14 protein-coding genes and 1 rRNA gene are annotated in these 14,682 nt (G+C 52.7%); 3 read left to right on the top strand and 12 right to left on the bottom strand.

Translation table 11 applies throughout. The features are described 5' to 3' along the window. A 16S ribosomal RNA gene (locus G461_RS0109370) occupies positions 1-77 on the bottom strand; the annotation flags it as partial. Between the two features lie 384 nt (positions 78-461). Then, on the bottom strand, positions 462-1,337 hold the full coding sequence (gene pssA / locus G461_RS0109375; protein WP_026971652.1) for a CDP-diacylglycerol--serine O-phosphatidyltransferase: 876 nt from the start codon (positions 1,335-1,337) through the stop codon (positions 462-464). 145 nt (positions 1,338-1,482) lie between these two features. Here pssA and G461_RS0109380 point away from each other — a divergent pair, with 145 nt between their 5' ends. Next, on the top strand, positions 1,483-1,755 hold the full coding sequence (locus G461_RS0109380; RefSeq protein WP_026957643.1) for a hypothetical protein: 273 nt from the start codon (positions 1,483-1,485) through the stop codon (positions 1,753-1,755). On the opposite strand, the gene clpB is transcribed toward G461_RS0109380, so the two are convergent. From clpB to rluD, 3 genes are all read right to left on the bottom strand, one after another. Further along, positions 1,752-4,331: an ATP-dependent chaperone ClpB gene (clpB, locus tag G461_RS0109385; protein ID WP_026971653.1), complete on the bottom strand. Its 2,580-nt coding sequence runs from the start codon at positions 4,329-4,331 to the stop codon at positions 1,752-1,754. The two genes, G461_RS0109380 and clpB, sit on opposite strands and share 4 nt — an antisense overlap. 88 nt (positions 4,332-4,419) lie before the next feature. After that, entirely contained in the window at positions 4,420-5,151 is a 732-nt protein-coding gene (gene pgeF / locus G461_RS0109390) for a peptidoglycan editing factor PgeF (protein WP_026971654.1), read from the bottom strand. Positions 5,152-5,153: 2 nt separating this feature from the next. After that, positions 5,154-6,119, bottom strand: a complete 966-nt coding sequence (gene rluD, locus G461_RS0109395) for a 23S rRNA pseudouridine(1911/1915/1917) synthase RluD (protein WP_026957646.1) — start codon at positions 6,117-6,119, stop codon at positions 5,154-5,156. Positions 6,120-6,383: 264 nt separating this feature from the next. Between rluD and G461_RS0109400 the strand changes: the two genes are divergently transcribed. Then, the gene (locus tag G461_RS0109400; protein WP_051333479.1) at positions 6,384-7,118 is read left to right on the top strand and encodes an outer membrane protein assembly factor BamD; all 735 of its coding nucleotides are present in this window, start codon (positions 6,384-6,386) and stop codon (positions 7,116-7,118) included. A 71-nt stretch (positions 7,119-7,189) separates the two neighbouring features. Here the strand turns inward: G461_RS0109400 and G461_RS0109405 are convergent, their stop codons facing one another. Continuing rightward, the gene (locus G461_RS0109405) at positions 7,190-7,528 is read right to left on the bottom strand and encodes a P-II family nitrogen regulator (RefSeq protein WP_026957648.1); all 339 of its coding nucleotides are present in this window, start codon (positions 7,526-7,528) and stop codon (positions 7,190-7,192) included. A gap of 96 nt (positions 7,529-7,624) precedes the next feature. Here G461_RS0109405 and G461_RS0109410 point away from each other — a divergent pair, with 96 nt between their 5' ends. Continuing rightward, entirely contained in the window at positions 7,625-8,140 is a 516-nt protein-coding gene (locus G461_RS0109410) for a GspH/FimT family pseudopilin (protein ID WP_157360270.1), read from the top strand. 6 nt (positions 8,141-8,146) lie between these two features. On the opposite strand, the gene G461_RS0109415 is transcribed toward G461_RS0109410, so the two are convergent. From G461_RS0109415 to pilV, 6 genes are all read right to left on the bottom strand, one after another. Next, on the bottom strand, positions 8,147-8,467 hold the full coding sequence (locus G461_RS0109415) for a hypothetical protein (RefSeq protein ID WP_026971657.1): 321 nt from the start codon (positions 8,465-8,467) through the stop codon (positions 8,147-8,149). Continuing rightward, a complete protein-coding gene (locus tag G461_RS0109420; protein WP_026971658.1) occupies positions 8,454-8,879 on the bottom strand; it encodes a type IV pilin protein in 426 nt (141 codons plus the stop codon). Before G461_RS0109420 ends, G461_RS0109415 begins: the two co-directional genes overlap by 14 nt. After that, positions 8,879-12,556: a pilus assembly protein gene (locus G461_RS0109425; protein WP_211236263.1), complete on the bottom strand. Its 3,678-nt coding sequence runs from the start codon at positions 12,554-12,556 to the stop codon at positions 8,879-8,881. Before G461_RS0109425 ends, G461_RS0109420 begins: the two co-directional genes overlap by 1 nt. Before the next feature lie 73 nt (positions 12,557-12,629). Beyond that, positions 12,630-13,061 carry a hypothetical protein gene (locus tag G461_RS0109430; RefSeq protein ID WP_026971660.1) on the bottom strand — a complete coding sequence of 144 codons (432 nt, stop codon included), beginning with the start codon at positions 13,059-13,061 and terminating at the stop codon, positions 12,630-12,632. After that, the gene (locus G461_RS0109435; protein ID WP_051333481.1) at positions 13,061-14,110 is read right to left on the bottom strand and encodes a PilW family protein; all 1,050 of its coding nucleotides are present in this window, start codon (positions 14,108-14,110) and stop codon (positions 13,061-13,063) included. Before G461_RS0109435 ends, G461_RS0109430 begins: the two co-directional genes overlap by 1 nt. Next, the gene (pilV, locus tag G461_RS23850) at positions 14,095-14,658 is read right to left on the bottom strand and encodes a type IV pilus modification protein PilV (RefSeq protein WP_051333482.1); all 564 of its coding nucleotides are present in this window, start codon (positions 14,656-14,658) and stop codon (positions 14,095-14,097) included. The genes G461_RS0109435 and pilV overlap by 16 nt, the downstream gene beginning before the upstream one ends. Positions 14,659-14,682: the final 24 nt, after the last annotated feature.

Consider the following 14,682-nt stretch of genomic DNA (forward strand, 5'->3'; position numbering starts at 1 on the left):
TGTCGTTTCCGCTCGACTTGCATGTGTTAAGCCTGCCGCCAGCGTTCAATCTGAGCCATGATCAAACTCTTCAAATAAAAGTTGTTTGCTCAAATAAATCACTGAATTAACGTTGTGTTCACTCAGGATAATTTGAAGCGAATTTTTTTGTCGCTTCACATCTCGTGAGTGCCCACACAGATTGCTTGATAACTTGTTAAAGAACGTTGCTTCGTTACCGAAGCGAGGTGCGCATTCTACGCTTTCCTCATTCCCAGTCAAGCCCTTTTTTGAAGTTTTTGACCGGTGGTTGTAAGTGCTGTTTCCAGCCCCTCAACCCTGACCCGCTTTCACCGCAAACCCTGTTGCGCCGTGCTGTGTCAGTGGTGGCGCATTATAGGGCGTGGATTTGTTTCGTCAACAGTAAATTTCAAATAATTTTAAATAAATGAAATATACGTCCAAACAGTACAGAAATAAGCCTATTCAGGCTTATTTTCTTCTGCTTTGCTATCAGTGGTGGCGGTTTGCGCTGATTCACCGCTTGAAGCAGCCGCTTTGCTGCTGCCTTTGGCACAGCTCTCGAGATCTTCCATATCTTCAGGCTCGTCACCCATCACATGCTCGAACTTGAGCTTGTTGACGGTGCGGATGGTGTAGATAGGACCCGATAGGGTGTATACCAAAAACAGAGTAAACAGGACCAGCGGTGGCTTAAGCGCAATGATGACAAACACAACGACCATCAGCAGTACCACGATAAACGGCACCTTGCCTTTAAGGTCGATACCTTTGAAGCTGTAGTAACGGAAGTTAGACACCATCAGCAGGCCAGCAAGCACGGTAACCACCCAAGCCACAATGTTGAAGTTGTTGCCCGCAACGTCCAGGTCTTGCGCAAACCACACCATACCGGCAACTACCGCCGCTGCGGCCGGGCTCGCCAGGCCTTGGAAGAAACGTTTATCTGCAATGCCCACCTGGGTGTTGAAGCGCGCTAAACGCAGCGCCGCCCCGACGGTATAGATGAACGCAGCCAACCAGCCAATCTTGCCAAAGTCGCTGAGCGCCCAGTTGTATACCACCAGCGCCGGCGCAATACCGAAGCTGACCATATCGGCCATAGAGTCATACTCGGCACCAAAGGCACTCTCGGTTCCGGTCAAACGAGCCACTCTCCCATCGACGCCGTCGAATACCATCGCGACGAAGATAGCAATTGCCGCCGCTTCGAACTGTCCGTTCATTGAGGCCACTACTGCATAGAATCCTGAAAATAGTCCGGCGGTAGTAAACAGATTAGGTAGGAAGTAAATCCCCTTCTGTTTCGCGCCATCACTCACTTTTTGCTCGGTCATGATATACCTGAACCTATAGTTACAACTTAGCCGCACAACATATCACAAGCCCCAAAGGCTTGGTAGCTGATGGAATGGCAAATAGATGGAAATAGACTATAGCTTAAATACAGCAAGACACCGCCTGCAGCACAATGGAGTGAACATGGATACGGAAGCGCTGCTGCAGTACCTGCAATTGAATCCCGAGCAGTACCGCAAGCTACAAAACCTCGATGCCAACTACGAACAGCAAATGGATGAACTGTTTGCCTCAGAGCAGGACCGGAAGTCCATGTGGAAGGCGATGCGCGCGCTGGTACGCGATAAAGAGTCGCAGATCCGTGCTTGTTTAAACGAAGAACAACAGCAGCGCTACAGTGCGTTACGTCAGCAACAGCAACTGCAGCGCAAGCAATCAGGTGACAGGCACCATTAGTTCATCGGGTTGAAGATCAATCGGCCACGCTCTGCACTAACAGATATCCCCATACCCGGCTGCACCTTACCCGCCAAGATGGCGTGGGCGAGAGGATTCTCAAGCTCCTGCTGAATCGCCCGTTTGAGTGGGCGCGCGCCAAACACCGGATCAAAGCCAGCTTCTGCCAACTTCTCTAGCGCAGCTTGGTCAACCTTGAGGCGATAGCCCTTCTCTTCTAGCCTTGGCACCAAACGCTGGATCTGTATCTCCGCGATCTTGCAGATGTGCTGCTGAGCCAGTGGATGGAACACCACCGTTTCATCGATACGGTTGATAAACTCCGGGCGGAATTGGGTAGAGAGGATCCCCATCAAGGTCGCTTTGATGGAATCATACTCCATCTCACCATGCCCTTCTTGGATAACATCGGAGCCGAGGTTAGAGGTCATGATGATCACGCTATTGCGAAAATCCACGGTCCGCCCTTGGCCATCGGTCAGTCTACCGTCGTCAAGTACCTGCAACAGGATATTAAACACATCGGGATGAGCCTTTTCGACTTCGTCGAGCAGGATCACCGAGTAAGGCTTGCGCCGTACCGCTTCGGTCAGATAGCCGCCTTCCTCATAGCCCACATAGCCGGGAGGTGCCCCGACCAAGCGCGCGACCGAATGCTTCTCCATAAATTCCGACATATCGATGCGCACCATGGCGTCGTCACTGTCGAACATAAACTCCGCCAGTGCTTTACATAGCTCGGTTTTACCGACACCGGTTGGGCCAAGGAATAGAAACGAGCCAATCGGGCGATTCGGATCAGACAGCCCGGCACGGCTGCGGCGAATTGCATTGGATACCGCTTCCACCGCTTCGCTTTGGCCGATAACCCGATCGTGCAGTTGCTGCTCCATTCGCAGCAGTTTATCGCGCTCACCTTCAAGCATGCGGTTCACCGGAATGCCAGTCCAGCGCGACAACACTTCGGCAATCTCGCTGTCGGTGACTTTGTTACGCAGCAGGCTCATGTCCTGCATTTCAGCCTGACTCGCCAAATCGAGCTGGCGCTCCAGCTCGGGGATACGGCCATACTGCAGCTCCGACATCCGGTTGAGATCGCCCGCGCGCCGCGCCACGTCCATATCTAAGCGGGCCTGCTCTAGGTCGGCCTTGATATGCTGGGTACCAGAGAGCGCTGCTTTCTCGGCTTTCCAAACCTCTTCGAGCTCAGAAAACTGGCGCTCTTTGTCGCCCAGTTCGTCTTCCAATAGTTCCAAGCGCTTGCGGCTGGCCTCGTCCGACTCTTTTTGCATCGCTTGCTGCTCCAGCTTCAACTGGATGATGCGGCGCTCGAGCTTATCTAAGGCCTCAGGCTTTGAGTCAATCTGTAGGCGAATGCTCGACGCGGCCTCGTCGATAAGGTCGATGGCTTTATCAGGCAATTGACGATCGGATATATAGCGATGCGACAACCCGGCAGCGGCGACAATGGCTGGATCGGTGATCTCCACCGAATGGTGCAGCTCATAGCGCTCTTTAAGACCACGTAAGATCGCGATCGTATCTTCCACGTTTGGCTCCTCCACCAGCACTTTTTGGAAGCGACGCTCCAACGCAGCATCTTTTTCAATGTACTGACGGTATTCATCCAAGGTGGTCGCACCAACGCAATGCAGCTCACCACGCGCGAGAGCGGGTTTAAGCATATTGCCAGCATCCATCGCGCCTTCACCTTTACCGGCGCCGACCATGGTATGCAGTTCATCGATAAACAAGATGACCTGGCCTTCTTCTTTAGCCAGCTCGTTCAGTACCGCTTTAAGGCGCTCTTCAAACTCACCGCGGTACTTAGCACCGGCGACCAGTGCGCCCATATCCAGCGATAAGACCCGTTTGTTCTTTAACCCTTCCGGTACTTCGTGGTTGATAATCCGCTGGGCCAAGCCCTCGGCGATGGCGGTTTTACCGACACCGGGCTCACCGATTAATACCGGGTTGTTCTTGGTACGGCGCTGCAGCACTTGCACGGTACGGCGGATCTCATCGTCACGGCCGATGACCGGGTCGAGCTTACCTTGCTCAGCACGCTCGGTCAGATCGATGGTGAACTTCTCCAGCGCTTGGCGCTGATCTTCGGCGTTTTGCTCATCCACATTCTGGCCACCACGTACCTTGTCGATGGCTTTCTCAAGCTTGCCCTTATCTACGCCCATGGAGCGCAGGATATCGCCAAGCGCACCTTTGTCTTCAAGCGCGGCCAGCAAGAAGATCTCAGACGAGATGAACTTGTCTTTGCGCTTTTGTGCGAGCTTGTCGCAGAGGTTGAGCAGCACTACCAGTTGATTGGATAGTTGAACATCGCCGCCAGTGCCTTCGACCCGAGGAATACTCTCCAGCGCCTGTGATAACTGCGAGCGCAGCGCGCTGACTTCGACGCCAACGTCAAGCAATAGTGGGCGCAGTGACCCTGCATCCTGATTGAGCATGGAGGTCATCAGGTGGGCGGGCTCGATGTATTGATGGTCTCGCCCCAGCGCTAAAGACTGGGCGTCAGAGATTGCCAGTTGGAATTTTGTCGTGAATCTGTCCAGTCGCATGATTCGACTCCCATAACGCATTGTGTTGATACATAGATGGGAGCATTGGCGGCTAATTTCAAGGCATTATCGCAATGCCAGCTTCAACCTAACGAATAGCTGTGAGAGAGATCGCGGCCGCCATCCGGCCGGTTTGACCGTCGCGTCGATAGGAGAAGTATTTTTCGCTGTGACGAACGGTACATTCTTGATTGGCGTAGATTGCGGTGATGCCTAATGCTTGCAGGCGTTGCCGAGCCAGTAGCTGAATATTGGCGAAGTACTTTCCTGGCTCACCAGCGGTGAAGGCTTCAGCAGCATCCGCACTATGATTAACGAACTGTTCTCTGACCTCAGCGCCCACTTCGAAGGCCTCGGGGCCAATCGCGGGGCCTAGCCATACCAACAGCTCTTCCGGTTGGCAGCGCATCGCGGCCACTGTGTTCTCCAATACCCCATTCACCAGTCCGCGCCACCCCGCGTGAGCAGCAGCAACCACGGTGGCATGTCGATCGCAAAGCAGCACAGGCAGGCAATCGGCGGTCATCACTACACAGCTGCGCTGGCCGCTTCGGTCAATGCTTGCATCGGCATCAGGGATAGCTGATTGCTCAGCGGCATCTACCACCACCGTGCTATGCACCTGATTGAGCCAGCACGGTGAAGTGGGAAGGTGCGAAGCAAAGTGCTCGCGGTTTAATGCAACGTCAGCTGTCGAATCCCCAACATGATCGCCAAGGTTATAGCTGTGGTAGACACCTTTACTATTGCCTTGCAGGCGATCGCTGTAGATCGCGGTTACGCCAGCGGGTGCTGGCCAGTCGGGGATAAGTACCGCCATGGCTATTCCGGTCCGTTGAGTTCCAGGTCTTTGCGCAGCTGTTTGGTCATGGCCTGCATATCGTCAGGCACCGGCGCGCTCCACTCCATCATCTCACCGCTAATCGGATGCTGCAAACGTAGCATCACCGCATGTAGTGCTTGGCGTCTAAAGCCACGTAGCGCCGCTACAAAATCAGGACTGGCCGCTTTCGGTAGACGCAGACGACCGTAGGTCTGATCGCCAATCAGCGAGTGGCCGATGTGCGCCATGTGCACGCGGATCTGGTGGGTACGACCACTTTCCAGACGCAGGCGGATACGGGTGTGCTGACGAAACTTCTCGGCAACACGGTAGTGGGTCACAGAAGGACGGCCAGTTTCGATCACTGCCATATGGGTGCGTTTTTGTGGATGACGGCCAATCGGCTGATCAACCAAACCGCCGGCGGTCATGATCCCGGTCACTAGGGCCTCATACTCACGGGTAATCTCGCGCGCTTGCAGCGCTTCGACCAGATGAGTCTGTGCAGGTACCGTCTTAGCGATTACCATCAGACCGGTGGTGTCTTTATCGAGGCGGTGAACAATACCGGCGCGTGGCACTTCGGCGATTTCAGGATAGCGATGCAGCAAGGCATTCAGCACGGTACCGCTCGGGTTACCCGCACCGGGATGAACCACCAGCTCTGCAGGCTTGTTGATCACCAAGATATCGTCGTCTTCATAAACAATATCCAGCTCGATGTCTTCGCCTTGGGCTTCGACCACGTCTTCCAGCACGGTGGATACTTCCACTTCGGCACCTTCGGACACCTTTTCGCGGGGTTTGGTGACCACTTCGCCATCGAGTTTCACCTGACCTTCCAAGATCCACTCTTTAATACGTGAGCGGGAGTAGTCAGGAAACAGATTGGCCAACGCCTGATCTAAGCGACAACCGGTGAGTTGCTCATCGACCACGGCTTGTAATTCTAGGGCTTGGCTCATGTTTATACCTTCGGGCTGGAAAAAACCGGGTATTTTATACCTTCTTCGCTCAAAGCATAGTGAATTTTGCTAAGGAATTGTGGTCACAGTTAGCGAGTCGGCGTTTTTAGGCGCTGGCGAGGCATACAATTGACCTGTGCGGCTCCTTGAAGGATACTGTGGCGTCAATTTAACGGAGTCCGTAATCAGGAAGATACAGCTGACGCTGGCGACTCTTTGCAGACTTATTCTTCGATTTAACATTACAGAGAAGCTTACCCCAACATGCAAGTATTGAAGCGAGCCCTATTGGTGTTGTTTACCAGTGCATTCATTTTTGGCTGCTCGTCAAACAAGGCGGATAAACCCACGGTTCCAGACAAGCCAGCTTCTGAGCTTTATTCAGAAAGCCAAACCGCTATCAATTTGGGTAACTTCGGCGAAGCCTCGGAGCTTTTGGAAGCATTGGATACCCGCTTCCCCTTCGGCCCGTATACCACTCAAGTGCAGCTCGATCTTATTTATGTTTACTACAAACTGAACGAGACGCCTAAGGCGCTAGCGAATATTGATCGCTTCCTGCGCAACAACCCAACCCATAGCGATTTGGATTATGTTTACTACATGCGCGGTCTTGCCAATATGGCGGCCGACTACAACCTATTCCAAAGCGTCGTTCGCGTAGATCGCTACGACCGCGATCCAAGCTTTAGTCAGCAAGCATTCCGTGATTTCGGCACGCTGCTTAAGCGCTACCCTAACAGCGACTACGCAGCAGACGCACGCGCTCGCATGGTGTTTCTGAAAAACAACCTGGCCCGTCATGAGCTATCGGTCGCGCGCTACTATATCAAGCGAGAAGCCTATATCGGAGCCGTTAACCGCGCTAAGTATATTGTCGAGCACTTCCCTGATACCCAAGCGGCTCGCGATGCTTTGGTTGTTATGCAAGAAGGCTACACCGCTTTAGGTGTTGATGATCTGGCTGAGCAGGCAGCCCGGGTTGAAGCGGCAAATTAATCTAAGAAACGGCAACCAGACTGACAAAAAAAGCGAGCTCAAGGCTCGCTTTTTTATTTATCAGATATCGCTTATATCGCGTCTTCGTTCTCTTCACCGGTACGAATACGAATGACTCGGTCAACGTCGCGAACAAAGATTTTACCATCGCCAATCTTGCCGGTTTGCGCGGTCTGGACGATAGCATCGATGCAGCGCTCAAGGTCGTCGGCCTGTACAACCAACTCGAGCTTCATCTTAGGCAGAAAATCCACCTTGTACTCTGCGCCGCGGTACAGCTCAGTATGACCTTTCTGACGACCAAATCCCTTGACCTCGGTGACTGTCATACCTGTAATACCGATTTCAGCCAAGGCCTCTCGCACATCATCCATCTTGAACGGCTTGATAATTGCGGTTACTTGTTTCATGACTTGATCCCTCGTACTTGCTTAAATCGCTGATTCTGAAAATACTAATACTGTAAGCTAAGCATAGTTGCGAAACAAACACTTATGTGAGTTGTTGTGAAAAGAGTAGAAAACGCAGGCTTCACCTTAATGGAGCTATTGATCACCGTTGCCCTCGCCGCCATCCTGCTCGGGATTGGTGTTCCCGCGATGACGCAGTTCCATGCCTCAATCTCTGCTGAAGCCACCCGCAACCGCCTGATGCGTGAAGTGCGCTTTGCCCGCAGCCAAGCCATAGACTTGAGCCAAACCGTAGTGATCTGCGCCTTAGACAGCGACAACAAATGTGGTGGCAGTGCCACAGACGGTCTCACGATCTTTATCGATAGCAACAATAATCAAGCTCTGGATGTAGGCGAAGAAGTATTGCAAGTCGCTGAGAGCTACGGGACCGGAAAAGTTAAACTTAACACCACCGCTCTCCGCTTCACACCCGAAGGGATGATCACCGGCCAGAATGGCAGCCTCTATTTTTGCTCAAACGATAGCAATTATGTAAGTGGCATCATTGTGTCCAGGGGGGGCAGTGTTCGCTTTGCTTTAGATAGTGAAACTACGAGCTGTCCAATTTAATACCTGTTAGTGAGCTAAATCTTCCAGCAACACTTGCGCTTGTCTGGAACTAAAGCGTTGTCCATAAAGAACACACTCCAAATCGACGAGCGCACCATGTTGCTCTGTCCAGCTACTCGCTACGCTGTATCGCTCTCGCATTAGTGCTGTTGCCGCATCGAGATAGCTCTCACCACTGCCTAAATGCAACTCGGGCGCTGCCAACACCACATTCTCACTCGCGTCAGACCAACTTAGATGACAGGCGATATCTTGCTGCTGCGCAACACTAGACGCAGTAAATAGAAACTGCCCCACAACGATCATCATTTTGCTACCAACATTCATTGCTGCTACTCCCCTCTGAATCCACTGCGGTTTTAGCCCCGATACTGCTGTAACTGATCGATTTGCAGGACTTGTCGTTGAGCTGCACGCCTTGCGCGGTAGCGGTAACGGTAAACGCATCGGCAGAGGCGGCGCTCAAAGTCACGCTGTAATGGCCATTGTCTGTGCTAAATGAGGTCTCGTCACTGGCCGCCAGCCCCAATGCAACCAACGTGGTGGCATAGCTGCCGTTATCTAGATAGTACTGCTCTTGAAGCAAACTCACCTCAGCCAGCGCCTCCCACGACTCTCCCCGCCGCGACTCCAGCACATAGCTGGTGTAGGACGGATAGGCGACAGTGGCTAAGATGGCCACTATCGCCACACTAATCATTAACTCAATCAGGCTAAAGCCCGTTACTGCTGGCTTCACTAACCCTCCTCAAAGTAAAAATAGATCTGCTGCGGACGCATGTTCATATCATCAACTCGTGAGCCTTCCTTACACTCACCTTGCTGCTCACAGCCATGCTCTTGGTCGGGGTCTTCATCGTCGTAGACTAAGTCTTCACCCGGGTCGCCGCCAAATACACGGATCACCGATTCGCCGCTAGCATCCTCGCCCGAGTGAATAATCAAATCATCAGGCACTTTGTTGAGCACCTCAAAATAGCGTTGCTGATGAATGCTGGTACCAGTGTGCATATTCACCAGATAGGTTCGCCCGGTACCAATACTGGGGATTGAGCAGTTGGCCGAATCAACCGCGCCGGGAAGGAAGGAAGTAAAGTACACATCGCCTGCCAATACCAACGCAGAGCCCAGAGATTTCTCGCCATCACCCGCCAAGCCATGCACCCAGCCTTTCGCCGCACCGAGCGCGATTAGCTGAGTCTGCTGGGCAGCTTCGGTGGAGGCCGAGCCAATCGGGTCGTTGGTGATATCGTAGAGCTCATCGATAGTAATCGCCTGCGGCGCAGTACTTAGGCTGGCGACATCCATCGAAGAAACGTTGTAGTCACGGAACATAAAGAAGTAGTTGTTCACACCATCGCTGCCTTTGTCGGTGACCGGCTTGCTGCGATCGCCAGTGCCCATCAGTACCGCATCGAAAGGCACCTGTTGGGAGTCGACCACCGTTACCTGACTCTCGCCGCTGCCGGTCGTCACCTCTGAGAGCTTCCTTAGGAAGGTTCTCACCACCACTGGCTGAGTGAAGAATTTGCGCCGCTCGGTAACCTGAGTCGCGTCGCTAATATCAGCTAATGCAGATAGCGCCCACTTATCTTTATCGGAAGAGTAGAGGTCTACGCGCCAGGCTCTGCCTCCGGTATCACCAAAGTACAAACGGTCAATGGCACCATCACTGTTGCTATCTAAGGTGGCCACTGCCGCAGGAATAGAGTGCGTCAAGCGCGTGTCATCGTTGTTGGTTAACGACCAAACCAATGCCCCTGTGTAGGCATTGACAATAAACACGCCCCTTCCTCTGCTATCAGCAGCATTCGGAGTTGTCGCATCCTGATTGATGTCATAGCCAGCGGCAAAAATCACTACCGGATCGGCATACCCGGGAACATACCCTGTGACAGGCATGGACCAGGTTTGGCCTAGTTCACTGAACCCGGTGCTACTGCTATCAATCTTCCAGAGCAGCTTCGGAGAGTCCGGAGTGGTAATGTCCAAGCCGTAGTAAGCATCACCGCCCCGCCGCAACCCGAAAAACACCAGCACTTTGTCACCAGCACTCGAGTATTTACCATCACCATCTTTATCGAGTAAGAACACGGTGGGCGTACCATCGACAGTGTAGATATGGTTAGTGCTCTGCTCATTTCTGCGCCGCTGCTGTTGTCGGGCCAACAAGCTATATGGCATAAACGCCCAGCTTTCATCCACTGTATCGCCGTTATCGGCGAACATGTGCATAGCTCCGCCATTGGTCCCAACCAAGATACGAATATCCATGTCATCGGGGTCGGTGCTATCGCTAGCCGCACCGCTCTTCAGGCCAAAGTTGATCACTAGCGGACGAGAATGCAGCGGGTCACCCATGATATCGGGGCGAATAGTGGTGCTATCGTCGCTATCATCATCATCAACATCACTGCCGACAATCCAATCCAGGTGATCACTTAAATCAGACTCAGACACGCCCAGGTGATCAGCCAAAAGGGCCGTTGAGCCAGCCTTGCTTTCCAGGTTTGACTGGGTGAACTCACTCAGCAAGCCACTGGCATTCAGGTCAAACACCACCTTGCGACTACTTTTCGCTGAGAGCATTTCTCTTACGCCCCCCAGCTCGACATCATTGCCATCCTTGGTCGATGACCAAAAGGTGGTGGCTTCCCCAATGATTGAGCCATCATCAGAGATCGCCGGTTTTCCAAACTGATCGGCCATGTATCCATTGGGTGATAGCTCAAGCTTTTTCAGGTTCCCCGACCAACGCTGGTTGAGGCTAGGTTTGAACATCGCGTAGTAAACGCGATTAAGGGTTTGTGTTCGATCGAAGTTATTGCTGGTTACCGCGGGCGATACCAAAGAGGAGGTTTCCTCGTATACCGCTATCAGCGCCTGTCTGATCGCTTCCTCCAGCTGAACACCATCTTCCGCTGCGTAGAAGCTTCCCCCACCTTGGGTCGCCGCGGTAGTCAGCATGGCTGAACCGCCGCTGAGCACGTCTTCACCAAAGCCTATCGTAGAGGTCTTAGCGTATTGCCTGCCTGCCAAGCTCGCATTCACATCATTGGTATACATCCAACTGGTGAGCGCGGGAAGGTAGGTTGAGCCGCCACCGAAACTGGTCGAGCCGCCCCAGCTACAATCGCTAACGGTGCTAGCGTCGGCCGCGCAACCACTCACGCCGGCTGTGTTAATCGGCAAGGCCTTAATGGTGGAGTCGGCATGGGTATCGCGGGTCGGCGTTCCATCAGTGACATAGATGATGTTAACCACATCATCACAGGTATTTCCAAAAGGCGACAAATAGTCGTTACCGGACTCCGCATCCTTATCCGCTTTGGGGTTACTAGAGGTGTCGTTGTTGCCATAAACAATGGCCTCGCCACCCAAGTAGCGCTTGGCCTCTAACAGAGTCTCTGATAATGGCGTCCAGCCATCGGTGGGGAGCGAGTTGGCAGTGGTAATCATATCTGCCGAGGTAGTATCTGAACTCAAAGCCTGAATGACTCGCCCGCCGTCGTTGCTGCCATTCGAGCTATTGTTGTTAAACATCATCATGCCAAAATCGACGCCACTGATCGTGCTCAAGGCATTCGCCAGCGCCTCTCTGGCCACCTCCATACGACTGCGCACCACTGTATCTTCCGAGTAGTGGTACCAACGCAAGTAGTTGGCGGTGTACATGGTTATCAGATAGCCATCATCGAAGCTATCACGGGTCGTAGATTCAGCTAGATCTTTGTCTAGGGTATAGAAGTCATCGGCATTTTTACTCGCACCGTTGATAGGAAAGCCCTGTTCAGCGTCAGCGTAGTTATTGTTGTTAACGCGATATCGGCCGGGATTAATCGTATCAACCAACTTGTCGTAAAATTCACCGGCGTCGTTTTGCAGCTTCACGGTGAACGAGTATGGCAGGCCATCTTTCAATAAATTGCCATCTGCGTCAGTCTCCAAGTCGTAGTCATTGATGCAATCAATAACCGTATAGTTAGCGCCATTATTAAGTCGTACGTCATCCCACGAGCCGGTGTTGCCATGATAGCGGTGTTCTCGGAAATAGCCGGTAAACACCCCATTTTTGGACAATGCTTCATAGGAAGCAGCACAGTTATTAATGTCCCAGAGAAAACGCCGGTCTTCGTTGTTTCCCGATGGTACATAGCCGGGACCATCAACCCCATCAACCACAAAGTAAATAAAATCGTTATCTAGCGCATTTTGCGAGCTAATCGACTCTTCATAGTTTTGATAGTCAACGTTGCCATCGGCGTCTTGGTTATAGCCTTCCTTGGTGGTGATGTTCCAACCCATACTTCCAGAGGTATCCATAATCAGCAGGACTTTTCCCGCTGAAGCGCCACCGGCTGAAAAATCGAGAATGAACAACTCCGTATCGTCAGCTAGAACTGACCATGTGGTCATTGCACTCAGTACCGTACTGACGGCGACGGTTCGTAGATTAAAGTGTCTCATCACTCACCTCAGGATTTGTCATCTAAAGCAAGGGCTGCTCTATGCCCCCCGCCAACGAGGTACTACCGCTGGCGTTCTTTCCATAGCTTTCGGTAATTTGGCTTCTCACATAACGACAATTTGATATCGCGTTGCCACTGCTGGCGGTATAGCTTCGCGAGCAAGTACCGTCCACAGAGTGGGTCAAGTCACCTTGGGCACCGGCAACAAAGCCAGACACCGCCATAGAATCTCCACTGGCCATCGAGCCAATCGAGCTCTGCAGATCACCATGGGCGACCAGTTGATTGAACTGCCCTTCTACGCGCTGCTCAGACTGGATCCGCTCGCCCATGGCCACCGTCACCTTGGCACCCTGACCTGAGGTACTGAGCATCACGCCACCCAGCACGGAAAGAATCATCAGCAACATCAAGGCCACAAACAGTGCGGCTCCAGTCTGGCGACGCCTCATTAGCTACTTCCTCCATGAATCACCATATTGCGCAGCGATACCACCGACTGAAACAGCATACGGCGATAGTGATCACCACCACTGTCCACCGTGACATCGCCCAGCTCATAGCTGTTGTTATTCACGTAGCTGCTGTCTTCGGTCAACGAGCGCACCAATACAAACAACTTGGCGGCTAGTACCCGGTTTTCACTCCATTGCTGCGGAGTTACTTCATCGGGGCTCAGGTAATCATCGACAATGCCATCGACCACCAGATCAGTGTCGACCCCCAGCAGTACCCGGATCCGCTCCACGCCTTCAACCAAAGGACCACTGCCTTCGATGGCAATCTTTCCTACCCCGCTATCATCCCGAATCAAATGGTAGCGACGCAGCACCGGTAGTCCTGACTGCTGACTTACATCCAAGTAGTACGCAATATGTTGGTATTCCCACACTTGCCTGCCCGGCATAGCCGCTTCGCTTGGCCAATCATCAGTATCATCAAAGATCTGAGCGACCACGCTATTGCCCGCGAAATAAAAGCGGTTATCTTCCATATCCCCTGCGTCAGCCAATGGCACACCGATCACCCGCTTAATCCCAATGACATCTGAATCCATGACCAAGTCACTGCGATCCGCCACACAATCGTACTGGCCATTGAGGGAGTTGTTCTCACGCACCGTTCCGACAAACAAGGCACTGAAGCGACCAGATACTGTCGGGAATGACCCTTCGTTACCGGTACCCAGCCAATCGATAATGCAATCGTCATCAGCAGCTAAATCGGCGACCATCACATTAACACTGGCCCCTCTGACCATGGTGTTACCGGTGTACTCGCCAAAGAAGCCCGCCAACTGAAGATCGCGGCTAATCAGCTCAGTGGCGATACGGCCGCTCTCCAGCATCTGTTCAATATGAAAGCCTGACTCGGTGGTGCGTTTAGAGGCAGCTAAAAAACCGGTGATGCCACCGATAATGAAAAGGCCGATAGAAAGGGAGATGATCCATTCAAGCAGTACCGCCCCTGCCTGTGAGCGTTGACTCAGGTACTTAGCCATGTTTCGAGTACCAACAGACGTCGTTTATCGGAGCTGCTACCACAGCTAGTGGCGAGGGAATTAGTCGGGGTGGTTTGCGCAAAAGCTTGCCTTGATAACCAGCTCACCACCACGCTTAGCTCGCCGGTGTTTAGCAGCTGTATACAGGCGGTAGCGTTGAGCAGTGCACTTTGGCCTGCGCTGGATTTGGACTTAAGCGCCCATTCCCAATAATAGAGATCGGCAGAGACCAAGTCGGCGGCGCTGCAGGCGCTCATCAGGCCACTGTCCTCGGCGCAGTTGGGGCGAGTACGGGCGGTTTGGCCTTGGCCGATTTTAACGATACCGGGATTATTCGTTTGCCAAGCTAAGCTGTTGCTGCGAACCCGTTCCAGCATCTCTTTGGCGGTGATATAGGCAGCGGTGCGCTGCTGTGATTCAACAGATGTGCGTTTAGCCATGGTTTGCATCGCAACAATCGCCAGCAAGCCCACGGCTACAATAAAGGTCGTGACTATCACCTCAATCAGCGAAAAACCCGCTGAATGAGTACGTCGAACAATAAGCATCCCTACCAACCCAGCCTTATTCCG

The organism is Aliagarivorans marinus DSM 23064 (genome assembly GCF_000429485.1).
GTDB classification, from domain to species: Bacteria; Pseudomonadota; Gammaproteobacteria; order Enterobacterales; family Celerinatantimonadaceae; genus Aliagarivorans; species Aliagarivorans marinus.